Source organism: Anabaena subtropica FACHB-260 (genome assembly GCF_014697105.1).
Lineage (GTDB): Bacteria > Cyanobacteriota > Cyanobacteriia > Cyanobacteriales > Nostocaceae > Trichormus > Trichormus subtropicus.
Genome location: NZ_JACJRF010000006.1, coordinates 77,073 through 101,658, shown reverse-complemented (window position 1 = coordinate 101,658; position 24,586 = coordinate 77,073). Strand labels below are relative to the sequence as shown.

The following is a 24,586-nucleotide window of genomic DNA, read 5'->3' as shown; positions in this document are numbered from 1 at the left end:
ATGTTTAATGCTTCTCCTTATTTGGTTATTGATGATGATTTAGTTCTAGAAATTATTCAGACATCGCCAACTCTAGAACATACATACTCTACATCTGGTGGTGATCAACGTGCTTGGGTTAATCAAATTTCTTTACAAACATTTTTAACTTGGTTGAAACAGGAGATTACGCCCAGCGCCAGAGTGTATCCCAATATGGTTACATCAGCGAGTATTTGGGAGTTTGTCAATGGTACCGCTATTAATTTTGATAACTCTCGCTTGGTGTTAATTCCTACCTTAGCGATGGATGTGGATGAGTTGCGTGTACCTCAAGAATGGGTAGATATTCCAGAATGGGTGGCTGATTATTACTTAGCAGTGCAGGTAAATCCTGATGAGGAATGGATCAGAATTTTTGGGTACACAACTCATCAACAACTGAAGACTTTAGGAGTTTATGATGGGAGCGATCGCACTTACAGTTTAGAATCTGATCAGCTCATCCAAGACTTGAATGTGCTTTGGATAACTCGCCAATTGTATCCTGAAGAAATCAGACGTGGGTCGGTGTCTCCCCTACCACCCTTACCCCAAACCCAAGCGGACAATTTACTTGCAAGATTAAGTAACGCAGATATCAAATTTCCCCGCTTAGAAGTTCCCTTTTCATTGTGGGGAGCATTGTTAGCTCATGGCGGTTGGCGACAACGCTTGTATGAATTGCGCCAAGGAATTGTTCAGCCAGCATCAATTGGGCAATGGTTTCAAGAAGGAGTATCAAATTTTGCTCAACAACTTGGCTGGGAACTACGGCAATTGACAGCTTTGCCTTCAGGGATGAGGAGCCGAGAAACCCAAGCGTCTACTCTCGGTTTATCTCGGCAAATCATAGTAGCTGGTAATACTTACGAATTACGAGTTTTTCCTCAAGGCAATTCAGACGAAGGGATTTGGCGCTTTGAATTACGCAGTGCAAATCCAGAAAATATGATTCCTGTGGGATTCCAACTCAGGCTGCTCACGGAAGATTTAGAAGCATTTCCCAACAATGAAGATATTGCGACAACGCCTATAGAAGAATTGTATGTGCAGGTGATATTGAAATCTGGTGAAGGGTTGGTTTGGGAGGTCACACCTGTACCTGAAGGATATGAGCGCGAGATTTTACGTTTTTAATTTCAGAGGGGCTTTTTCTCTGTCTTTATGTGGTTTACAAGAATCTATTTAACCACAAAGTCACAGAGGCACAGAGAAGAGTAAATATGTCTTTTTGGTTTAGGGGAGTGGGGAGTTGTGAAAAGGAAGTTCATTAATTTTTGTTTGCTGGCTGTGTTAACTATATTTATATCTATTGTGATTACTCCGGCTTTCGCAAATAGTTCTCAACCGAAAATCATCAATCAAGATTCATCTTTTAAAATGGTTGAGAGTCAAACCTTATATGAAAGTGGTCGTTTTGCTGATGCAGTGCAAATTTTACAGCAAGCAGTTCAAGAATATCAACAGCAGGGAGATAGTTTAAAAAAAGCTGTAGCTTTGAGTAATTTATCCCTGGCTTATCAGCAAATTGGTGATTGGCAAAAAGCGCAACTAGCTATTACTAAAAGTTTGGATTTACAGGTATTTAAACAACAAGGCACAACTAATAAAAATTTAGCACTTTTAGCTCAAACTCTCGATATTCAAGGGCGCTTACAACTTTTGACAGGAAAGGCAGAAGCGGCTCTGGCTACCTGGAAACAGACTGGAGATATTTACACCAAGATAGGAGATGAAAATGGTATTGCTTTGGCTTTAATTTCTCAAGCTCAAGCATTACGAAATCAAGGTTTTAATAAGCAAGCTATTGATAAATTAGAACAGGTAAATCAAACTTTAGAAAATCAAGGTGATTCTTTCGCAAAGGCATCAGTTTTACTTTCCCTTGGTGATACATTGGAAAATGTAGGAGAGTTAGAAAAATCTCGTCTGGCTTTAGAACAAAGTTTAGGGATTCACCAAAGGCTCAAATCACCAGAAAATATTGCTTTAAGTCTGCTTAGTTTAGGGAATAATGCTCGTATTCAGCAAAAAATTTCTCAGGCGATCGCATTCTACCAACAAACATTTGATATATCACCTTCACCCTTAACAAAAATTCAAGCACGACTCAATCATCTCAATTTACTCATTGAGGAAAAACAATTTGCAGCAGCACAAACCCTAATTCCAGAAATTCAGTCTCAGCTTGTACAAATTCCACCCTCACGCCCATCAATTTACGCCCGCATTAACTTTGCTCACAGTTTGAGTAGTTTAAACACTCCCAAATCTCAAATTGCTCAACTCCTGGCTACAACTGTACAACAAGCCCAGAGTTTGGATGATATCCGAGCCGAAGCCTATGCTTTAGGGAATTTGGGTAATTTGTATGAAAAAACACAACAATTTACTGAGGCGATTAATCTGACACAACAAGCTTTGATGTTGGCGCAAACCAGTAACGCGCCAGAGATTATTTATTTATGGCAATGGCAATTAGGTAGATTATTCAAAGCCCAAGGTAATTTTACAGGAGCGATCGCTGCCTATGATGCAGCCGTAGACACATTAGAATCATTACGTACTGATTTAGCAGCAGTCAATCAAGATATCCAGTTTAATTTCCGAGACAATGTAGAGCCAGTTTATCGTGAGTCTGTAGCATTACTACTGGAAAATTCTGGCGAAAAAACCGACATTAAAACATTAGATAAAGCTAGAACACGCATAGAGGCGTTGCAGTTAGCAGAACTCGATAACTTTTTCCGAGAAGCTTGTTTACAAGGGCAGAAGGTACTTTTAGATCAAGTAGTAGACCAAGATAATCCCAACACAGCTATACTCTACCCAATTATTCTGCCAGAAAAACTCGAAGTAATCGTCAAAATCCCCCAGCAACCATTACGCCATTATCAAGTTAAAAAATCCCAGGTTGAAGTTGAACGCACCTTAACAGAACTCCGGGAGTATCTTTTAGAACCAGACAGGACAGAAGAAGTACAAACTCTTTCCCAAGAAGTTTACGGCTGGTTAATTAAACCCATAGAATCAGATTTAGCCACAAGTAAAGTTAATACACTAGTATTTGTTCTAGATGGAGCATTACGAAATGTACCACTAGCCGCACTTTACGACGGCGAGAAATATTTGGTAGAAAAATATGCTGTTGCTCTCAGTTTAGGATTGCAACTATTAACTCCCAAACCTCTGGCGCAAACATCGCTACAAGTACTAGCTGCGGGTTTAGTACAACCACCACCAGAATTTTCTACATTCCCACCCTTACCGGGAATTCAGTTAGAATTCGACTTCATTAACCAAACAGGTGCATCTACCAAACAACTGCTAAATCAAGACTTTACTCGCATAACATTAGAAAAAAATGTCAATACCGTTCCTTTCAACGTCTTACATTTAGCTACTCACGGACAATTTAGTTCCCGCCCAGAAAATACATTTATCTTAGCCAATGATGGTTCGATTAATGTTTTACAGTTCGATAACTTACTCCGCAACCAAACCGAAATTAGTAGGCAAACCTTAGAATTACTGGTGCTGAGTGCTTGTCAAACTGCCACTGGTGACAATCGTGCTACCTTAGGCTTGGCAGGTGCAGCGATAAAAGCCGGCGCACGTAGTACAGTGGCTTCACTTTGGCATATTAACGATCAATCTACCGCCATCTTAATTGGGGAATTTTACCGTGAATTAGTGAATGGCAAAGTTAGTAAAGTGGAAGCCTTGCGTCGCGCGCAAGTAACTTTATTAAAAAATAATCCTAATTACAGTCGCCCTGCTTATTGGGCGGCTTATGTCTTGGTTGGAAATTGGTTGTAAGAATGGGGAGTAGGGACACATCAATTCAAAATTCTGTATCCTCTACCTCTTTCCAATACCCAGCCCTTATTCAATCGATATTGACTGCGGGCCGCTAGCTCTGCCATTATGTGCATCAGTTCCTGGAAAAGAATAACTGGTAACACCAATTTGCTTATCTAACCAGCTTTTGACAGGATCATCTGCCAAGTTAAGTCTCAGCACACCAGAGGCAAATCCACCCAAAAAGGAGGCTGGATGTTGGACTAATTGTTTGAATATTGGTGACAATTCATCAATGAACATTTAAATCTCTCCTAATACTGGTGTGAAAAATATGAATTCTTAATCAATCTTAACTTGCAAATTCAGCCATTAGTCATTAGTCATTAGTTAAGAGTTTTTTATTTTGTACTGTTAACTATTGACTGTTGACTATTGACTATAAATTTACTGGGGACTTTGTTCAGGCATCATGCACTTATCAGAGTCACACCCGGCTGGTCCTACTTCCATTAAATCGCCGAAATCATAGCGACTTAAAACGGCGTAAAAATCATCAGTTTTGCGACGTTGTACAACTTCTTCTACCATTTGCTCATACTGTTCTTTGGAGATTGGCTCAAATGGTAGACGAGGGAAAGTTTGATGGTCGTCAAACCTGGCTAGTAGTGCTGCACTAATGTAGCCTTCATCATTTTGAATGGCTTGCCAGATTTGCTCTCCTAAGGTTTCAACTTCGTGTTCTCGCACCTCGATGGTTGCAGATGTGTTATGGGTGACGTAGAATTTCTGCACCTGCATATAGAAATCCATCTGAGCGATCGCACTAAATTTGCTGATGTCGATAGTATCAGCTCCTGGTATATCAGCCCAAGATACAGCTACAGGAATTTCTACTAACCATTCACTTACCCGTGGATCTAAGGGATCATTCAGCAGATTACCTTTTTCATCCTTATCTGATTGGGAAGGTATGACATTGTAACCATAATCAATACAAGCCAAAGCCACTGGGTCATTTTTACGGAAAGTAATCCGGCGAATAAATCTCTGGGCTTTGGGGGGATGCCAACCGGGACTTGCACCAGTTAATAGTGATTTTGTGCCACTGGGTTGGACTGTGGTACAACGATTAGGACGTTTGATGTTGTGGCGATCGCAATAATCCCACACAACACGCTGCACAATTTCCCGCCAAGAACTGAGATATTTTTCTTCTTGGTGTTTAAACGCCAATCCTTCGGGCGTTCCAGGTCTTCCTTCTTCCCACCAGCGCAGCCAATCTGCACCAAAAGCATGGACAAAGAAATCAAATAAACCAGTGAAAGAAACACCCACAATCGGATCTAATTCCCGACTGTATTGATAGCGAGGTTCTGTGAATTTGTGATTTAACAGTGTCGCTACAGATAAAGCCCCAGCAGTAAAAGCCTCACTTTGTTCTTTGTAATTAAATGGGTCAATTTGATTTAAGTGGATTTCCGATAAATTACAGTGAAAATCGCTACCTAATATTTCTCCGCAAGGATTTAAACCATAACGAGCTAAACGATGTTTTAGCTCTTTTTCATCAAGATGAGGATGTCGTTTTTGCAACCAGTCTTTAGCTGTTCCTTGTTCGTAAGCTTTGAGAAACTCGACTTTCAAGGCTTTTGTAGTGAGCAAATCAATATTGGCTCTAGCTACTGCTTCACCAGCCCATTGAATCGCCCCTTCGCCACTGTAATACTGTTTACGTACAGCATCAACACACTCTTCTAATGTTGGCTTGCGGTGAAAAACTCTGGTGTGGTTGGCCATCCGCAAAGAATCACGCTCAGGATCAATGCGCCAGTTGCCATTTTCATCTTGCTGCCATAGGTTATCTTTGGCAGTTGCCCCTAGTTGGTCGTCAGATAAAAACTGACGCATACCCGCACTTCTTCGGATATTGCCTGCAACAATCGTTACAGCCGCTTCGTCAATTAACAGACAGCACTCTACAGAATTTAACTGTCTACCTACAGCTTTGTTGAGAATAGCCGCACAGCGTTGATACAGTCCTGGTAATTTTACAGGATTGGCAACGCCACCAAAGCCGTTGAGGGTTTCTCCCGCTTGGCGCACGTCGCTAACATCAACAAATACTTGTACTTCATCAGTAAATCTTTCATCTGTGGAGAGTTCCAAGAGGGCTTGATAGGATTCTACCCAACCCTCGCGGCTATCTCCGACGTAGATAGTAGCACTATTGCCTTCTATATGGGTTTGTGTATATTCACGACGTAAGTTTTTAGGAGTAGCACCAATTTCACCTTTAAGAATGACATTTAGCTGATTACGGATTGGTGGTAGTTGATTAATATACTGCGGTTCTATCACGGCTCCTGTCCCACAGCCCATCATGGCGAGATTCATCATCAACCCGAAGGCTTTCCAGTCTTGGAGGTTCGTGGATGTGCAGTTATAAGCACCAGAGAAGTTTTTGGACTTACCTATCCACTCGGTTCCGCCTACCCACAACCAGCGTCCACTGGGTAGGGCTGTGAGATTACGCTGGGTTTTTTCTAAAATCGCTACTTCTTCGGGGCTAAGTTTACCCAACTCAATTAAATCTTTGAGGATGCGATCGCATACCTCATCCCAAGTTTCCCTTAACCCCGCTTGTGTACGGCGGCTATAGGTTCTAAAAAATACCGGATTAGCAGCTGGGGCAGATTCAGGAAACCTTGCACTCTGACGTTTTCTTTCAAGCTCACGAACCATAGATCAAGACTTGTTGCTTGTTAACAGATTACGACTATACGCCAAGTAGATTGAGGATAAAAGATTGAAAATTTTCCCACTTTACGCTATGCCTGCTCTGTAGAAATTGCCACATAAATTTATGGTGTATAATAGCTTTTCCTACTCAGAAAGTTTATACACTGAGTTGCAATTATCAACAGTATTCAAGTGCAAAAGTGATCAAAGATAAGGGAAATTTAGCGTAAAATCGACTTCTGTTCAAATCACCAATTCCAGCTATAAGCAATGTATATAAATAGAAAATATGGCAAAGTCACCTATATGGCAATGAGTCTAGAATTTAGTCATTGCAATCAAACTTAATTAACAAGAAGTAAGTGTGAGATAAAATACATACAACCAAACCTATCTGTAGGTCATTACGAATTACAAATTATTATGTCCCTAGCTCCTTGGCGAAGCGCGATCGCCCATGCTCTCCATCGTAACCGCACTCTAGTTTACGCCCGTTACTTGCAATTAGCAACCGTCAGGGCAAATGGTCATCCAGCTAATCGGACTGTAGTCTTTCGTGGTTTTTTGAAAGATACTAACCAATTAAAATTTATTACCGATGCCCGTAGTGAGAAAATCGACCAGATACAGCAGCAACCTTGGGCAGAAGTTTGTTGGTATTTTCCCAATACTAGAGAACAATTCCGCCTGACTGGTCAATTAACTTTAGTAGGAAATGATGAATCTTACCCTCATCTCCAAACAGCCCGAATTACTACTTGGCAAGAACTGAGTGATCCTGCACGGTTACAGTTTGCTTGGCCTCATCCCAGTCAACCAAGAGAGGATCAGGCAGCTTTTAACCCACCACCACCGGATACTCAGAAACCAGTAGGGAATTTTTGCCTACTACTACTCGAACCCACTCAAGTAGACCATTTGGAATTACGCGGTGAACCACAAAACCGTTGGCTTTATCATCGTGATGACAACCAAGAATGGTCTACACAAGCTGTTAACCCATAAAAGGGGATAGGGGGAAATAGAAAGAACTATTCCCCCTCTACAATTTCTGTAATTTTGAATTTATCTAGATGCCTGCACCATCTAGATACTGTTGAATAGCTTTATCACTGAGGTTGCACCACTGGGAATTGTGCGATATCTCTCCTTCTGGGGAAGTTGCTGCAACTAAAACAGGAATCTTGGAAGCAGATTGATTATTCTGTAACGCTTGTATTTGTTGTTCTAGTAATTCAATACGATCAACCAAAGCCCGAATTACTTCAGCTTCAGAGTCTGGTAAGTTGTTATGTTCTAGGGGAGCAACCCGCGCTCCCGAACGATAAACAATTCTTCCAGGAATACCTACAACAGTACAATTCGAGGGTACATCCCTAAGGACAACAGACCCAGCACCAATACGGACGTTATTGCCAATTTGAAGATTGCCCAGTACCTTAGCACCAGCACCGACAACAACATTTTCGCCTAAAGTGGGGTGGCGCTTGCCGCTTTCTTTACCAGTTCCCCCAAGGGTGACACCTTGGTAAATTAAGGCATAATCTCCAATAATTGCAGTCTCACCAATAACCACACCCATACCGTGGTCGATAAACACACCTTGTCCAATTGTTGCGCCAGGGTGGATTTCAATACCTGTCAAAAACCTAGCTATGTGAGAAATTAAGCGGGGAATAAACGGTATCCCGATATGATGGAGCCAGTGAGCTACCCGATGGAATAACAGGGCTTGCAAACCAGGGTAACAAAACAAGACCTCCAGCAAATTACGGGCAGCAGGGTCACGTTCAAAGATGATACGAAAGTCAGCACGCAGTGTAGATAGCACGAGATAGCACCCTCGGTAAAGCACAACAAGCTACTATCCCATCATATCGTTAATGGGGGATTGGGTACTGAGGAGTAGGGGGAGATGCAATACTGCTCCCAGTCTCCAATTTACTGCTGCACTGTCAGCGTGTAGTTAATCTTGCCTCCAGCGTTGAATTTACCTATCCAAATTCGATAGGTTCCACTTTTCCAGTCGATATCATCAACGCTAGCGTCTTTTCTCTTTCCTGTATCATCACCACAACGAATTGTTGTGTCGTCTGGGCCTTGAATCAATAAGGTAGTATCAGTCCCACCACTATTAATTAATAGTTTCAGACGAGGAAAGTCTTTTTCTAAAATCATAATGTGATCTGGCTTGGGGTCAGCAAAGCCAATGCAAGGTTTTCTATGGCGATCGCGGTTACTAATGGCAGACAATGAATAAGATCCACCTGTATGACCTGAAACTTTTCCTTGTGCTGGTTCAAACCCCGGTGATAAGCGAAGTGTGGCAAAATTAGCTGTCTGTGCGATTACAGGTGTAGTAATTACAGTAGTAGCTATAGCCAACAGCCAACCACCTCGAAACTTAAGTCGGGGGCGACAATATTTCATAGCAGCCCTCCAACAGGCTCTAATTAGTTTAGTAATGATGTATACATATTCTAGTTAAAAAATTTCGGAAAACATATAGAAACTGTGACACATTCAAATGTGCCATAAACCATATATTTACAATTAGGTTAAATTGATTTTTTTAATAAAAACCAAAAGTTTTTACACTATCTTTATCACAGCATATTATTAGCTTTACGAAGGACGTAATTGCAAAAACACACCGCCTTTAAGCGTTCTGGGGTCACTACCATAACTGCTAAAGGTGAGCGATCGCAAATTCTCAAAGAATGGTTTTCCTACTACTTCTATGAGCTTAAGAATGGGTATTTGCTGCTCTACTAAATTTTTGCTTTTTGTCCAATCCACATAGATGTAGCCTTGATTTGGCTGAGGAATGGGAGCAATACTATCTTGAAAGCGAGGATTATTAGTTAAAGATTTTTCTTTATTATTCAAAACTTCATAGATTGTTGCTAGGTCAGAGGTGAAAATTTCATAATTTCCTAGTGTTGTATGTACCCCTTGTACCTTGGCTTCTACAGTAAATGATGGTCTGTCTTTTGTATCACTCTGTTTAGTTGCGGTTGTTAGTTCTGTCCAGGCGGAAACAGTTTGCTTGTCTAGGGTGATTGTGTTAGTGCTGAGTCCTTGGGATGAAGCGATCGCATCTAAACGCATAATACCTTCTGGTACATTTTCTAATTTTTCTGTCACAAAAATCCAGTCAGGAATTGTTTGTCCAAAACGGGGAACTAATGCAATAGCATATTCTCCCTGTATCCAGCTAAATATATCTTGTCCCAAATTGATGCCTCGATTTTTCTGCAAATCTGTTAAAGGTTGCACCAATCTAGAAATTACATCTGTTCCTGAACCAGAAATAGCCGTTTTTGCTTGTGTCCAGAGTTTGGCTAAATCGCTGTTACCCAAGTTATCTAAATGGGAACCTGCAATTACCAAAGCTGCTGATGCGGGAATATATTGTAATGCTTCTACAGGTTTTGATAAGGGGGGTGATGTTGGCTCCATTTCCGAGGAAGCGAGGAAACTGGTTTCTGCCAATATTCCTTTGGGGTTTAAGGTGAAAGCGACAATTTGACTATCGTATGTTGGTTCTGGTAAATCTAACCCTTGCCATTGTGCAACTAGAGGGAGATTAAGAAAAGCCGTAGCTAGAGAGCCTTTAGGTAGCTGTTGAGTAGCTTTTTGATATTGGGGAGAACTCAGCAAATTTAAGTCAGGCGCTTGGACATTATTAATCGCATCACGCAAAACTTTAGGATTGTTGGCGAATAAGACAAAGTTATCAACCACTGCACCAGCTAGAGTATCAGCATCTGCTAGAGAACTGTCATAGATAACTTTCGCACCTTGATATTCTTCAGTTGCTAAGTTGGCTCCAGCTAATACCCGTTTGGAAAACAACAACTCGACAAACTCACGGCTTTTGTCTGGATTATCGGTTGCTAGCGCCATGAGATATCCTGGCTGTCTACCGTTTTTGGGGTCACGGTCAATATCTAATGTGGTGAGAGCGAGTGTAATTTCATCTTTCAGCCAAGGTTGAATGTCTTGCTTATAATCTATGCCACTCTTAGCCAACAAACTGGTTTTGAGTTTAGATATTTCTCCTGAACTGTCGAAAGTTTGCAACCTGTCGGGATTAACCAGCAATGAAACTGTTACAGGAGCCAGTTTTGATACAAATATGGCTGCACTCGCTTGAGAATTAGATGCGACAAGATTAACTGGATTTTTGGCAAAGAACCAGTAAAAGCCTGCGATCGCTACTATAATCAAGGCGATCGCACCAGCTAGGATAAAACCAGAGAATGAGCGTTGTGTGTTCATTAGTCAGTTGTTAGTTGTCAGTTGTCAGTTGTCAGTTGCTAATATTTTTCTTCTCCCTCTGCTCCCTGCCCCTGCTCCCCAATCTTCATGTTTTCTGTCAACATAAATAATATAGGATTGTTTACAAAAACCTCATGACAGGGAATACTTCCGGGCAACCAATTACTCAAATTAGTGTAAATGAATTAGCTCTATATCTTGCTGATGAAGATGCAAATATTCAGTTAATAGATGTGCGAGAACCACAAGAATTAGCGATCGCCCAAATTGATGGCTTTGTCAATCTACCTCTGAGTGAATATGCTCAGTGGTCAGAACAGGTTCCTGCTATGTTTAATCCCGAAGCAGAAACTCTTGTATTGTGTCACCACGGTGTCCGTTCTGCTCAGATGTGTCAGTGGTTGGTTTCTCAAGGGTTCTCAAATGTCAAAAATATTGCTGGTGGTATTGATGCCTACTCTCTTTTAGTTGACTCTTCAATTCCCCAGTATTAGCACCTACTAGCTAATTCAAGCTTCTTCAGCTGGAGTTTAAGATTCCAGCCTAGTTGTGCTATTGTTGACAAAATTACAGTAGTTTGAAATTACAGAAATGAAGCCCTATACAGTTAAGTTAAAGCTAAATTTAGCTAGCATCACAAGTATATATGATAGCCTCAAAAATACGTATCTTGCGATACAATTTACTTAGATTTTATATGCAAAAATACTGAGAAAATTAAATAAGACCATATCAAAATCTTTTTTTCATCAGCCTGTCAAACAAAATAGCAACCAGAGAACTTTAATAATAGTTATTACAATAGAAATATATTTTGCATTTTTGATTAACTATTATTAATTTTTGCTTTAAAAAGCACAATTTTTCAAAATTTACTTAAAGTTTGCCTTCCGTCAAACATAACTTATGCAAGTCCAGTTGACTAATCGACAACAGCATATACTTTGGGCAACGGTACGTCATTATATAGCTACGGCAGAGCCTGTTGGTTCAAAAGCTTTGGTCGAGGAGTACGACCTGGGTGTTAGCTCTGCCACGATTCGCAATGTGATGGGCGTACTAGAGAAATCTGGGTTATTGTACCAACCGCATACATCTGCTGGAAGAGTACCTTCTGACTCAGGTTATCGCATTTATGTTGACCAGCTAATTACACCCTCTTTGCGAGATGCTACGCGAACCGAAGTGTTGGCTAAAGAGGTAGAGTTGGCACTACAACAGCGTCTCCAGTGGGAAGATTGGAGCTTGGAAATTTTGTTGCAAGGAGCCGCGCAGATTTTAGCTAGTTTGAGTGGGTGTATTAGCTTGATTACTATGCCGCAAACCAACACAGCATCTGTACGACATTTGCAATTAGTGCAGATAGAAGCGGGACAAATCATGCTGATTCTGGTAACGGATAGTTATGAAACCCACTCCAAGTTGATGGATTTACCCCCAGCCAGAGGAGAAACAAAACCCGACTCAGAAGTAATTGACCGGGAATTGCAGATAGTTTCTAACTTCTTGAATAGTCATTTGCGGGGGCGAAGTTTGTTAGAAATCAGCACCCTTGATTGGAGTCAATTAGATCGAGAATTTCAACGCTATGGGGAGTTTCTCAAAGATTCCGTAGCAGAATTAGCCAATAGGACTGCTGCGCCAGCTGCGACTCAAATTATGGTTAGGGGTGTGGCCGAAGTTCTTCGTCAGCCGGAATTTTCTCAGATACAGCAAGTGCAAACCATCATCCAACTATTGGAAGAAGAACAAGAGCAACTGTGGCGACTAATATTTGAGGAGCCAGAGTTGGATGATATGCACAAATCAAAGGTGACAGTCCGCATCGGTGCAGAAAACCCCCTAGAACCGATTCGCACCTGCTCTCTGATTTCTTCTACCTATCGCCGGGGAACAGTTCCCTTAGGTAGTGTGGGAGTTTTAGGGCCTACACGCCTAGATTACGAAAGTGCGATCGCAGTTGTCGCGGCGGCGGCTGATTACCTCTCAGAAGCCTTCAGTTAAATTATATGAAATCATGGTCAGAAAAATTGCCTTTGGGGTGCTGTGGTTAGTCTTTACTTTTTATGCTTTTGTCCTCGCTCCTTCCGATCAACCAGATACAATCGAGGTAATCAAAAACCTGTCTATCGGTCAGTGGCAAGGCATTAATCCCCTAGTCATAGCATTGTTTAACCTCATGGGCATCTGGCCTTTGATTTACAGCACCCTCATATTTATTGATGGTAGAGGGCAAAAAATACCAGCTTGGTTATTTGCTACTGCTTCCTTTGGTGTAGGTGCATTTGCGCTGTTACCATATTTAGCCTTACGGGAACCCAATCCCCAATTTCCCTGTACCAAGAACACCTTAATTAAATTGCTAGATTCCCGCGTCACTGGTGTGATTTTGACTGTAGCCACAGCAATTTTAGTTACCTATGGTTTACGACAAGGAGATTGGAGTAACTTTATGCAGCAGTGGCAAACTAACCGCTTTATCCATGTCATGAGTTTAGATTTTTGCCTACTTTGCCTATTATTTCCAGCTTTGTTAGGGGATGATATGGCGCGTCGCGGTTGGCAAAAATCCCAGTTGTTTTGGTTATTTGCGTTGATTCCCCTATTCGGGCCGTTGCTTTATTTGTGCTTACGTCCATCACTACCAGAACCAAGTGTAGATGTAATATCGAGTCAGCAGCAACGAGTAGCAAGTTAGGTAATTTCATCATGACTAGTGCCAATAAGACTCAGAAAAAAGGTAAATCTCTACCGCCTAAACTGATTATTGGGTTGGGTAAGTTTGTGTGGACAACCCTTTGGCAAATCATGATGTCTCAACTTGCTCCCCGCAATCAATCAGGAGAATATATTCGTCCTAGTAGCCAATTTAGGAACTTTGTCAAAACTGGAGAAGATAGCCCCTACCAACCAGCAGCAGGACGCTACACTCTTTATGTCGGTTTGGGTTGTCCTTGGGCGCACCGCACGTTAGTTGTTCGGGCGCTGAAAGGATTAGAAGATGCAATTTCAGTATCTATTGTTGCTCCCTCTGCGGATTCAGGCGGCTGGGTGTTCAAAAATCCAGAGGAAGGTTGTCAGAGTCTGGCTGAATTATATGCCCTTGCCGAACCCGGTTATAGTGGACGTTCTACAGTACCGGTGTTGTGGGATAAAGAAACTAAGACCATTGTAAATAATGAGAGTGCAGACATTATTGTGATGCTGAACTCTGAATTTAATGAGTTTGCATTAAATCCTAGATTGAATCTTTATCCTGAGGAATTAAAGCCCAAAATTGACTTGTGGAACGAGAAGATTTACGCAAGTGTGAATAACGGCGTATATCGTTGCGGATTTGCTCAAACCCAAGAGGCTTATAACAAAGCCTGTGATGAATTATTTACCACTCTGGATGAAATTGACTCAGCGCTTGCTACTAGTCGCTACCTTTGTGGAGATAACCTCACCTTAGCTGATGCGCGTCTGTTTACAACTTTGTTCCGCTTTGACATTGTTTATTACGGCTTATTTAAGTGTAACCGTCGCAGAATTCAAGATTATGAAAATTTAGGTGCTTATCTGCGTCACTTGTATCAACTAAAGGGCATTGCTAGTACCTGTGATTTAGAAAGCATCAAACAGGATTACTATGGGAATCTGTTCCCTTTGAATCCTGGTGGGATTATTCCCTCTGGGCCGGATATGAGTTATTTATGGAAACCGAGCAATGTCTGAAGACAACTAGTTGCGTGCGATGGCGTTCCGCCCACCGTAGGTAATCGCCACAACATGAGCCAGGTGGAATAAACTTATCTTGCACTCAAATTAGCGATCGCCAACCTAAATTCGCAATCCCATAATTACTAAATCGCGTTCCACACCATCCAATTCGGCAATTTGGGGTAAATATCCCCATTTTTGAAATCCGAAGGTTTCAAACAGCTTTAAACTCGGTTGATTATGAGCAAAAACAAATCCCAATAGAGTTTTCAATCCTAAATTTGGGCTTTCGTGAATTGCTTTGGCTAACAATTGCTTACCTAAACCGCACCGATGAAAACCTGGAGCAATATAAATACTCAGTTCGGCCGTTGAAGCGTAGGCTGGTCGTCCGTAAAATGACTGGAAACTCAGCCATCCAGCAATTACTCCCTCTTGTTCGATTACCCATAAAGGACGTAGGCTAGGCGATCGCCCTTGAAACCAAGCAATACGACTTTCTATAGATACTGCTTCTAAATCAGCAGTTGCCATGCGGCTAGGAATGGCAGCATTATAAATAGCCACAATTGCAGGTAAATCAGTTGTAGTCGCATGACGGATGGTCATTACTGCCGGCTAGAAGAGAATTTTTAGAAAATACTTACAAATAATACAGCTTTAATAGTAATAATTCTATGCTGACCTAGTTAATTATTACAGGTAGATTACAAGGTATTAACATCAGGCAAAACGTTAAAAACCCGAAAACCTATTTTTTGAGAAGTGATACTTTCAATTATTTATCGAAGATTTTAGATGAATCCGGTTCATATTCTAGCAATTAGCTTAAAATTCATCCTCAATAACTCCTCTCTCTATAGTTCTATTTTACTAAGATTGTTTTTGCTAAAAATTAGGATATTTATCAACTTATTTTCCAGCCAGAGGTAGAGTATCTTTCTGGTAGTTCTAATTACTATAAATACAGTAATAGACGATTAAAATTAATTATTATGGTTGATAATCTATCTAAAGATACCCATCATAGAGAACATAATCAAGAAATAAATACTTCTGTAGAATTAGAATTTTATCAATTTATAAATAAACTAAAAACAGGAATTTGGTTAATTGGAATTCCGTCTTGGCTTTTCGGCATCACAGATAGAAGTATGTCTGCTTTTGCAGATGGATATTTATCTGTGGTAGAAATCTTTCAGCTTTTGACAACTTCCTTCTTTTTTGTAAGTTGGCTGTATCTAAAACCAGAAAATATCTCTGATCAAGATGCAGGCTTATTATGTCCATATCAAGGAAATCAGGTTGAACTAAAAAAACGACACATGATCAGCCAGGAGTATATTTTACCCTTTCCTTATCTTTGCCAAATTTATCATCTCTTAAATCTCAAACATTTAGAAACAATTCACAAATTTAGTCTAAATAATTTAAGAATTTTGAGTATTAGTGACTTTCAACCAACAACTTTTGGAGGAATCATCAAATTTAATACACTTTTAGATTCTCCCATTAATGCTTTAAGGATTTGGAGGCAACCTATAGTTGAAGTAGATTTAATCTTACATACTCCTTATACTATTGAATTGAGTATTCCAGTTTATGATAACAAAAGAATAATTGTAATATTTTATGCTTTTCCACTAAATGACAGAGAACATCAGCTATTTATAGAAATTTATAGTGATTTAGATTGGCCTAAGCCATTGTTGCAAGTTTTATTACATTTTGCTTCTTGCTTGACTCTATTTGAAGATTTGCCTTATTTACGTGATTTGGCTGAAGTCAATATAGAACGGTTATTCAAATTAAGCAAATTTTCTAAACAAGCAAATATGTTGCTGTTTAAAAGGTTTGTGGAACTATATGGTGCAAGTGGAGACAGAGTTAAATTAATTGAAAACAGAAATTGATATTAATTAAGTAAGTAGGTAGAGAAAATTAAATATAAATAAATTTTTGTTCGTAGTAAGCGATTTATCGCTCTTTTCCCCTTACTACGAACTTTTATTTTATTAAGTCTTTCTACTTCATGGGCGTGAAAAATGAGACAAGTTTAGAGACTATTTATAAAGTAAATCTTAAGTAGGGTGTGTTAAGGCGTTAGCCTAACGCACCCCTAAATAATGGGGTGCGTTAGGCGCTTAATTTATTCTTGGAGTGAGACATCATCTCCGAATGTGCGCCTAACACACCCTACAGTAATTTTATTTTTACTTTATAAATAACCTCTTAACTAATGCTAATAGAACAAGCCTTGATATAGGAAGCTTGGGAATTTTGACTGTGCTAAGTTCTTACAAGTAGGGGAGCAGCAGCTAAAAGAGTCTGAGTATAGGGGTGTTGGGGATGAGCAAAAATCTCTTTTGTCGGGCCAATTTCGACAATTTTACCGCCGTGCATAACAGCAATGCGATCGCACAAAAATCTTGCTAACCACAAATCATGAGTAATAAACAAATAAGTTAACTCAAATTCTTCCTTCAGTTGCAACATCAAATCCAACACTTGCGACTGCACACTAGCATCTAACATACTCACTGGTTCATCGCAGATTAACATTTTAGGGCGAGTAATCAAAGCACGAGCGATCGCCACTCTTTGTTGTTGTCCTCCTGATAAATCAGATGGGTAGCGTTGATAATAAACTTCCGGTGGTGTTAACCCGACTTTCTCTAACATCCACAAAACTTGTTCTTTGGCATGAGCCACATCAGCAATATTATGTATTAATAAAGGGTCAGCAATACTCTCGCCTACTGTCATCACTGGATTTAGACAAGCATGGGGGTCTTGAAACACCATTTGAATTTGTCGCCGGGAAGCACGAATTTCTTGACGCGACAACTTAGTTAAATCTTGACCTAAAAACTCAACTTTGCCAGAGGTAGGACGAATTAACTGCAATATTGTCCGTGACAGAGTACTCTTACCGCATCCAGATTCACCCACTAACCCCAAAATTTCCCCTGGATATAATTCCAAGTTAATCCCATCTACAGCTTTAATTGTCTGACTTTCCGCCTTAAACAACCTTTCCACGAAACTAGGTTCTATAGTGTAATACTGCTTAAGTTCTTGAATCCGCAATATGGGGGACTGGGGATCAGGAATTGGGGATTGAGAAACTTCTTCAGTCCCGGTTTCATCAACAGCTTGAATATGTAAAGCAGCTTTGAGGAGCGATCGCGTATATTCATGTTGGGGGTTTTTAAACACAGATTCAGTAGCACCCATTTCTACCATCTTGCCGTTATACATCACACCGATGCGATCGCAATACTCGGCTACCATTGCCAAATCGTGAGAAATTAGCAACAGCGCCATGTTTTCTTCACTGCACAAGCGGATTAATTCTTGTAATATCTGAGCAGAAACGGTGACATCTAAACTAGTGGTCGGTTCATCGGCGACGATTAACTTGGGATTGAGGAGTAAAGCTAAGGCGATCGCTACCCTTTGCCGCATCCCTCCGCTAAACTCATGGGGGTACTGATGCCAACGACTAGCAGGAATTTTTACTTTCTCTAAAGTCGCCAGTGCTTTTTCTTTCGCTTCCTTGGCTGATAATTCTGGTAAGTGGGCTTGCAGAGTCTCTATACAGTGATTACCAATTGTCATTAACGGATCAAGACGCGTCATCGGGTCTTGGAAAATTAATGCTACAGCTTCCCCCCGAAACTTCCGTAATTGGTTTGGTGTTAAATCAAATACCGACTGTCCTTGAAATGTTACCCGCCCTTCCACACGGCTAGAAGCAGGTAACAGACGCATTGCCGCCCTTCCCAATGTAGATTTACCACAACCAGATTCCCCCACCAATCCCATTCTTTCCCCTGGTTGCAAGGTAAAAGATACATCATCAACTGCCCAACTTAGTCCTTCCCCGCTACGTTGTGGATAGGCGACTCGGAGATTTTCTATACAAAATAAGTCTTTATTCATAGTTAGTTATTAGCCCAAGGCTAACAGTTTTTAATGATTGCAAATTTAGGCTAGTCTATCAGATATGTTAAATGCCATGACTTTTGCCAATCACCCAATGACGACGGAAAAACCGAGATAAAGAAGACTCATCCAAAGATAAATAAATCGGGCGACCATGTGGACAAGTACGGGGATTGCGAGTACGTTGCCAATCATCTAGTAACTTTTGCATTTCTGGTAAGCTCATGGGAGTACCGTTGCGAATTGCACTGCGACAAGCGACAGCAACTTGGGCTGTTTGTAAATCGCCTCCCCAACTGAGTTCTAAAATGGCTTCTGCACAATCTTCCCGTTGCTGTAGCATTGCTGGTAGGTTACGCACCGCCCAGAGTTGGTCTCCAAAAGGTTCGATATCTAAACCAATGCGTTGCAGTTGGCAAACTTGCGCTGGCGATAATTGATAGATAATAATTGGCGCTTCAACAGGAATGAGTCGCCAATGATCACATAATTGTTCATACAACACTCGTTCATGGGCAATGTGCTGTTCTACTAACCACATTCCCCCAGGATGTTCAGCCACAATATAAGTGTTGCTGACTTGGGCGACGGCTTTTAAATAGTGCTGAGTTTCATCGCTATTGGTATTTTGGGAGTTGAAGTTATAATTGCCTTTTGTTTCTGCGGCTTTGAGTAGTTGACTAACTCGCGTTGTATGCACAGATTCTTTGATATTGGCAGAACTAATGCGTAGTGCTTGGTTAATTGCTTGAGTAATTTGTTCTTGCCAATAACTCAAGTTGTTGAGATAAATTTCCGTTTTGCTAGGGTTGCGGTTCCAGTTGATTTGGTTGGGAGAAATGGCAAGATGAAGGAAACAAATCGGATAGCGATCGCGTGGTAATGTTTTGTGAAATGCTGCCAAAATTGTTTGTTCTAATTCTGGCGACTTTACCATTCTGCCGTTAATCGCTACCCTGACCCAATCTGAACGATGACGGTGACAACGGTCGGGTAATCCGACTACTAGAGATAGTGCTGTTGGGGTGGCGTTTAAGTCGTGCTGAGTTGTCAGTTCAGGGTTGGGTATATCTAGCTTGATTTCTTCTAAGTCACCGGGGCGCACTTGGGGGAGAAGTTGCGGGATTAACTGTCCCACAGATGACGCAGGAGAGATGGTAAACCATATCTTGTCATTTTGCCAAACTTGCCAATTAATTTGGGGATGACAAAGGCCAATTTGTTGAATCGCGGCTTGTACAGCTTTCATTTGCTGTGTGGTCGTGGGTAAACCTTGACGACGCGCCGAACAATTGGCAAATAAATTTGAGACTGTAACTACTGTACCAGGAGCGATCGCTGTAGTTTCTACTTGAATAGCTTGTCCACTATCACCATAAACCACTCGCCAGCCCACATTTTCTGGGGCGCGACTAATAATTTCTAAATCTGCCAGGGTTGTTAAACTATGTAACGCTTCCCCCCGAAATCCCAAACTTTTAATTTTCCACAAGTCATCACTAGAGCGAATTTTACTAGTGCTGTGGGCTGAGGCTGCTTGTTGCAAATCATCTAAACTCATGCCGCAACCATTATCTGCCACACGGATACGCCACTGCTGCGGCCATAGATAAACTACAATTCTTGTCGCCCCTGCATCTAAGGAATTTTCTACCAATTCCCGCACAACAGCAGCAAAGGAGTCGATTACCTCGCCTGCTGTAATCAGATATACGACTTCTTGAGGTAAAGCTTGAATAGTAGATGCCATAAATTATAGTTTATAGCTTTTGGACAGCTCTATCCCACAAAAAAAAGGGGTAGTTAAACCACCCCTTTACCGAACCAAGAAACTTAAAAATCCTCCGCGTTTCTTTGCGTGTACTCCCTTCCCTCTGCGTTAAAAAGATTTCCAGAGACTACAACAAAACCTTAGCCAAAATTGGCTGTACAACAGTAGCGATTTCCGGTACATACACTTGTGTAACGTAATCAGCAATCATTCTGTCTGTATTAAATAAGGGTGAATTAGTCTTAATCGATGCCTTCATCATTTGCACCCAACCATGAGGAATACCTTGTGCATCTTGGTCATAGTATAGAGGCACAATTTCCTCTTCCAACAACTTATACAAGGATTGAGAATCAATGCGGTCTTGTAATTCTTGGTCGCTAGTGTGAGCATCTTCCCCAATAGCCCAACCATTAATTCCCTTACCATCTGCACCGACTTGATAACCTTCACACCACCAGCCATCAAGGACGCTGCAATTAATCCCACCGTTAAAGCAGACTTTCTGTCCACTTGTACCTGATGCTTCTAAGGGACGACGGGGATTATTTAACCACACATCCACACCTTGCACTAATTTCTGTCCGGTGTAAATGTCGTAATCTTCAATAAAGGCGACGCGGTTGATAATGCCTGAATTATGACACCATTCCATCAAACGCTGAATAATCCGCTTACCTTCTTCATCGGCTGGGTGGGCTTTCCCCGCAAAGACTATCTGCACTGGACGTTGGGCGTTGCTAAAAATCCGCAATGCCCTTTCTGCATCACGTAAAATTAGATCCCCACGTTTGTAAGGACTGAAGCGTCTGGCAAACCCAATGGTAAGAACTTTGGGGTCAAGTAAACTATCACTGGCTTGAATCAGTCTTTGGTCTTCACCCCGTTGTTCCCGTGCTTTCCTGACTTTATAACGGGTATAGGCGACTAATCTTTCTTTGAGAATGAGATGGCGTGACCATAATTCCTCATCGGGAATGTCGTCAACTTTTGCCCACATTTTGGGGTCAACGGCGCGAGTTTTCCAGTCTGCACCCAAGTATTGATTGTACAAGTCTGCTAATAAAGGGGCTGTCCAAGTGGGTGCATGAACGCCATTGGTAATGTAACCAATAGGTACTTTCTCCTCTGAACGTTGGGGATAGAGAACAGTCCACATCTTGCGGGATACTTGACCGTGCAGTTCACTCACGCCATTACAAGCGCGAGACATCCGCAAGGCTAAGACGGTCATTCCGAAGGGTTCCCAAGGATCACCTAGTCGCCGTGCGCCTAGTGCTAAAAACTGTTCGCGGGAGAGGCGTAGTTGTGTCCAGTATTGGGCAAAGTAGGAGTCAATTAAATCTGGAGAGAAGACATCGTGACCGGCGGGAACTGGTGTATGGGTGGTGAAAACGCAACTGTTCCGCACGGTGGCTTCAATGTCGTAGAAGGATTTACCAGTGCGTTCGATTTCTAAACGAGCCACTTCTAAGGTACAGAAAGCGGCGTGACCTTCGTTGAGGTGATAGACAGAAGGTTTGATTCCCAAGGCTTGTAAAGCCCGGACACCGCCAATTCCTAAGACGACTTCTTGGGCGATGCGAGTTTCTGAGTTACCGCCATACAAATGTCCTGTTAACCAACGATCTATGGGGTCATTGTCTTGGCGATCGCTATCGAGTAAATATAAACTTACACGCCCTACTTGTACGCGCCAAATTTGCACTGTTACTTGGCGCTGACGCACTTCTAATTTAATCGTAAGTGCTTCCCCATGCTCATTTTTCATCAACTCAATGGGCATCCGGTGGAAGGAATTATCTACATAATAATCTTCCTGCCAACCTTGACGGCTCAGGCGCTGACGAAAATAACCTTGGCGATATAACAAGCCAATCCCAACCAATGGTACACCCAAATCTGACGATGATTTCAGGTGATCCCCTGCCAAAATCCCCAAGCCACCAGAGTAAATCGGTAGGGATTCATGGATACCAAATTCGGCACAAAAGTAAGCTATGGGGTTGTTATGAGTAACTTGGGGTGCAACTCGACTCACCCAAGTATCTTTCTGGTTGATATATTGGTCAAACTCCAGTGCTAAGGCTGAAACTTGCTTGAGATAAAAGGGGTCTTCGGCTAATTGGGTGAGGCGTTCGTAACTTGCTGATTCTAAAATTGCCACTGGATTATGTCCACAGCGTTCCCATTCTTGGGGATCAATGGCTTGAAATAATGCTAGGCGATCGCTACTCCAACTCCACCAATAGTTATAAGCTAAATCTGCTAACCGCTTTAATGGAAAAGGTAACTTTTCACTTAAATGTAAGGCTGCTGTATTTGCACTGCTCTGAGACATAAAATTCTACACTTTGGCAATTAATTGTTTGATACTAGGCAATAGGGGCTAGAAAAAATATTTTCTTGCTGTATGGCTAAAAACACAGTATTAGTAAACGTCTTTTTTTCTTGATTTCACTCATCATCTTCCCCCAAAGAATGCTATTCAGGTTAATTTTTTGTTGAGTCTCAAGTCATTAACTAGCACCTGAATATGGGAGATTTTATTGACATCAAAACTTACCTAACATCAATGATGTTTGTTCTCCACGTTTTGTAGAGACTACCATTATTTCTAAGTCTTTTTGATGTTGTTTTATATCAATCTCATCCACTCAATTTGAATTTATTTATTTTATTGTAAAAAAATATTTAAAAATATAACAATATAATACTAATGTTCAAAACCCTGTTAACAAACTCGTATCACTTACAACAAAATCCTTCTAACTCACCACACCCAAAAAAACTTTTCCAGCTACCATAAGATTGATAAGCTTGATTAAATCAGTCAACAGTAAACAGTTATCATGGTATTTTATGCTGATAACTTAACAACTGTTAAAAGTCATGTGGAATCTGTCTTGCGTAAATTGAACTGGACTGGTAAAAATTACGAACAACAACTCCAGACTCACATGATCAATCGTTTTACCTCTATTTTTCTCGCCGGTTTGATTGCATCCGCTTCAGCTTTGGCTATTCAACCAAAGGCTGATGCTAACACACCCGTGTTTTCTATTTTTGAGTTAGATAGCCAAAAAAGCTATCGTCGCCAAAATAACCGTCGTGATGATTGGGATAATATCCGCTATAACCGCGACAATAACCGTCGCTACCGGGATAATAACCGTCGTGACGACTGGAATAATAACCGTCGCTACCGGGATAATAACCGTCGTAACGACTGGAATAATAACCGTCGTGACGACTGGAATAATAACCGTCGCTACCGGGATAATAACCGTCGTTATGACTGGAATAATAACCGTCGTTATGATCGCGATCGCAACTGGTTTCGTTATTAATTGTACTTGGCGGTAAGACATTAGCGAACAGCTACGCTGGGCGGTTACGCCATCGCCTGAACAGAAAGCCCTCGGTTAAAACTGGGGGCTTTTTTGCACAGATATACATCTAGCCAATCTAAATCTTCTCAAAAGCGATCACATGATGGCGGATATGATCTTCTATAAAACTGGCAATAAAATAATAACTGTGGTCGTATCCTGTTTGGTAACGTAAGTTGAGTGGTTGTTTAACTGCTGTACAAGCTTGGGCAAATACATCTGTTAACAATTGTTCTGCTAAAAATTTATCAGATGTACCTTGATCAATGAGAATTGAATTGTGATATTTTTTCTGTTGAACTAATTCACTGGCATCATAACTACGCCAACTTTCTTGATTATTACCCAAATAACGACTAAAAGCCTTTTGTCCCCAAGGGCAGCCCATAGGTGCAACAATAGGTGCAAAAGCGGAAACAGATTTGAAGAGATGGGGGTTTCGCAAAGCACAGACAAGCGCCCCATGTCCGCCCATTGAGTGACCAAAAATACCTTGTTTCTCTGATTGTATAGGGAAATTGGCAGCAATTAAAGCAGGTAATTCTTGCACAATATAACTATACATTTGGTAGTGCGATCGCCACGGTTCTGCTGTAGCATCCACATAAAATCCCGCACCTGTGCCAAAATCCCACTCGTCATCCTCACCAGTAATCCCAGTATTGCGCGGGCTAGTATCAGGTGCAACCAAAATTAAACCGTACTCAGCAGCATAACGTTGCGCCCCAGCCTTAGCCATAAAATTCTCTTCCGTACAAGTCAACCCAGAGAGAAAATAGAGGACTGGTAATGGTTTTGCGACTGCTTGGGGTGGCTGATAAACAGCAAAGCGCATTGCACTATGACAGGTGGAAGAAGGATGATAGTAAAAGCCGAGTTTGCCATCAAAACTTTTATATTCGGAGATGAGTTTGAGATTAGTCAT

19 protein-coding genes are annotated in these 24,586 nt (G+C 41.2%); 9 read left to right on the top strand and 10 right to left on the bottom strand.

Annotated features, from left to right (window positions below):
• Together H6G18_RS05420 and H6G18_RS05415 are read left to right on the top strand one after the other, a co-directional pair.
• Complete coding sequence (locus H6G18_RS05420; protein ID WP_190406065.1) at positions 1–1,158, top strand: DUF1822 family protein; 1,158 nt, start codon at positions 1–3, stop codon at positions 1,156–1,158.
• A 117-nt stretch (positions 1,159–1,275) separates the two neighbouring features.
• Positions 1,276–3,840, top strand: coding sequence for a CHAT domain-containing protein (locus H6G18_RS05415; protein ID WP_313954416.1), 2,565 nt, complete (start codon positions 1,276–1,278; stop codon positions 3,838–3,840).
• Positions 3,841–3,906: 66 nt separating this feature from the next.
• On the opposite strand, the gene H6G18_RS05410 is transcribed toward H6G18_RS05415, so the two are convergent.
• A complete protein-coding gene (locus H6G18_RS05410) occupies positions 3,907–4,125 on the bottom strand; it encodes a hypothetical protein (RefSeq protein ID WP_190406064.1) in 219 nt (72 codons plus the stop codon).
• Between the two features lie 144 nt (positions 4,126–4,269).
• Complete coding sequence (gene nrdJ / locus H6G18_RS05405; protein ID WP_190406063.1) at positions 4,270–6,567, bottom strand: ribonucleoside-triphosphate reductase, adenosylcobalamin-dependent; 2,298 nt, start codon at positions 6,565–6,567, stop codon at positions 4,270–4,272.
• A 420-nt stretch (positions 6,568–6,987) separates the two neighbouring features.
• On the opposite strand from nrdJ, the gene H6G18_RS05400 reads away from it, so the two are divergent.
• Positions 6,988–7,569: an Npun_F5749 family FMN-dependent PPOX-type flavoprotein gene (locus H6G18_RS05400; protein ID WP_190406062.1), complete on the top strand. Its 582-nt coding sequence runs from the start codon at positions 6,988–6,990 to the stop codon at positions 7,567–7,569.
• Between the two features lie 64 nt (positions 7,570–7,633).
• On the opposite strand, the gene cysE is transcribed toward H6G18_RS05400, so the two are convergent.
• The 3 genes from cysE to H6G18_RS05385 form a co-directional block, all read right to left on the bottom strand.
• A complete protein-coding gene (gene cysE / locus H6G18_RS05395) occupies positions 7,634–8,395 on the bottom strand; it encodes a serine O-acetyltransferase (RefSeq protein WP_190406061.1) in 762 nt (253 codons plus the stop codon).
• A gap of 110 nt (positions 8,396–8,505) precedes the next feature.
• Positions 8,506–8,994: a hypothetical protein gene (locus tag H6G18_RS05390; RefSeq protein ID WP_190406060.1), complete on the bottom strand. Its 489-nt coding sequence runs from the start codon at positions 8,992–8,994 to the stop codon at positions 8,506–8,508.
• Positions 8,995–9,189: 195 nt separating this feature from the next.
• Positions 9,190–10,848, bottom strand: coding sequence for a DUF3352 domain-containing protein (locus H6G18_RS05385; RefSeq protein ID WP_190406059.1), 1,659 nt, complete (start codon positions 10,846–10,848; stop codon positions 9,190–9,192).
• Positions 10,849–10,982: 134 nt separating this feature from the next.
• On the opposite strand from H6G18_RS05385, the gene H6G18_RS05380 reads away from it, so the two are divergent.
• The 4 genes from H6G18_RS05380 to H6G18_RS05365 all read left to right on the top strand — a co-directional run bounded on the left by H6G18_RS05380 (position 10,983) and on the right by H6G18_RS05365 (position 14,565).
• Complete coding sequence (locus H6G18_RS05380) at positions 10,983–11,342, top strand: rhodanese-like domain-containing protein (protein WP_190406058.1); 360 nt, start codon at positions 10,983–10,985, stop codon at positions 11,340–11,342.
• Positions 11,343–11,754: 412 nt separating this feature from the next.
• Positions 11,755–12,852 (top strand): heat-inducible transcriptional repressor HrcA, encoded by a 1,098-nt coding sequence (hrcA, locus tag H6G18_RS05375; RefSeq protein WP_190406057.1) that lies wholly within the window; start codon positions 11,755–11,757, stop codon positions 12,850–12,852.
• 13 nt (positions 12,853–12,865) lie between these two features.
• On the top strand, positions 12,866–13,546 hold the full coding sequence (locus tag H6G18_RS05370) for a DUF2834 domain-containing protein (RefSeq protein WP_190406056.1): 681 nt from the start codon (positions 12,866–12,868) through the stop codon (positions 13,544–13,546).
• Positions 13,547–13,557: 11 nt separating this feature from the next.
• Positions 13,558–14,565 carry a glutathione S-transferase family protein gene (locus H6G18_RS05365; RefSeq protein WP_190406055.1) on the top strand — a complete coding sequence of 336 codons (1,008 nt, stop codon included), beginning with the start codon at positions 13,558–13,560 and terminating at the stop codon, positions 14,563–14,565.
• Between the two features lie 105 nt (positions 14,566–14,670).
• Here the strand turns inward: H6G18_RS05365 and H6G18_RS05360 are convergent, their stop codons facing one another.
• Positions 14,671–15,159, bottom strand: coding sequence for a GNAT family N-acetyltransferase (locus H6G18_RS05360; RefSeq protein WP_190406054.1), 489 nt, complete (start codon positions 15,157–15,159; stop codon positions 14,671–14,673).
• Positions 15,160–15,545: 386 nt separating this feature from the next.
• Here H6G18_RS05360 and H6G18_RS05355 point away from each other — a divergent pair, with 386 nt between their 5' ends.
• A complete protein-coding gene (locus H6G18_RS05355; RefSeq protein WP_190406053.1) occupies positions 15,546–16,463 on the top strand; it encodes a hypothetical protein in 918 nt (305 codons plus the stop codon).
• Positions 16,464–16,839: 376 nt separating this feature from the next.
• On the opposite strand, the gene H6G18_RS05350 is transcribed toward H6G18_RS05355, so the two are convergent.
• From H6G18_RS05350 to glgP, 3 genes are all read right to left on the bottom strand, one after another.
• Positions 16,840–18,495, bottom strand: coding sequence for a dipeptide ABC transporter ATP-binding protein (locus tag H6G18_RS05350; protein WP_190406052.1), 1,656 nt, complete (start codon positions 18,493–18,495; stop codon positions 16,840–16,842).
• Positions 18,496–18,562: 67 nt separating this feature from the next.
• Positions 18,563–20,248 carry a DNA mismatch repair endonuclease MutL gene (gene mutL, locus H6G18_RS05345; RefSeq protein WP_190406051.1) on the bottom strand — a complete coding sequence of 562 codons (1,686 nt, stop codon included), beginning with the start codon at positions 20,246–20,248 and terminating at the stop codon, positions 18,563–18,565.
• A 148-nt stretch (positions 20,249–20,396) separates the two neighbouring features.
• Positions 20,397–22,610, bottom strand: coding sequence for an alpha-glucan family phosphorylase (gene glgP / locus H6G18_RS05340; RefSeq protein WP_190406050.1), 2,214 nt, complete (start codon positions 22,608–22,610; stop codon positions 20,397–20,399).
• Positions 22,611–23,121: 511 nt separating this feature from the next.
• Here glgP and H6G18_RS05335 point away from each other — a divergent pair.
• Positions 23,122–23,619 (top strand): hypothetical protein, encoded by a 498-nt coding sequence (locus H6G18_RS05335; protein WP_242040194.1) that lies wholly within the window; start codon positions 23,122–23,124, stop codon positions 23,617–23,619.
• Between the two features lie 118 nt (positions 23,620–23,737).
• Here H6G18_RS05335 and fghA read toward each other — a convergent pair whose 3' ends face one another.
• On the bottom strand, positions 23,738–24,586 hold the full coding sequence (gene fghA / locus H6G18_RS05330; RefSeq protein WP_190406049.1) for an S-formylglutathione hydrolase: 849 nt from the start codon (positions 24,584–24,586) through the stop codon (positions 23,738–23,740).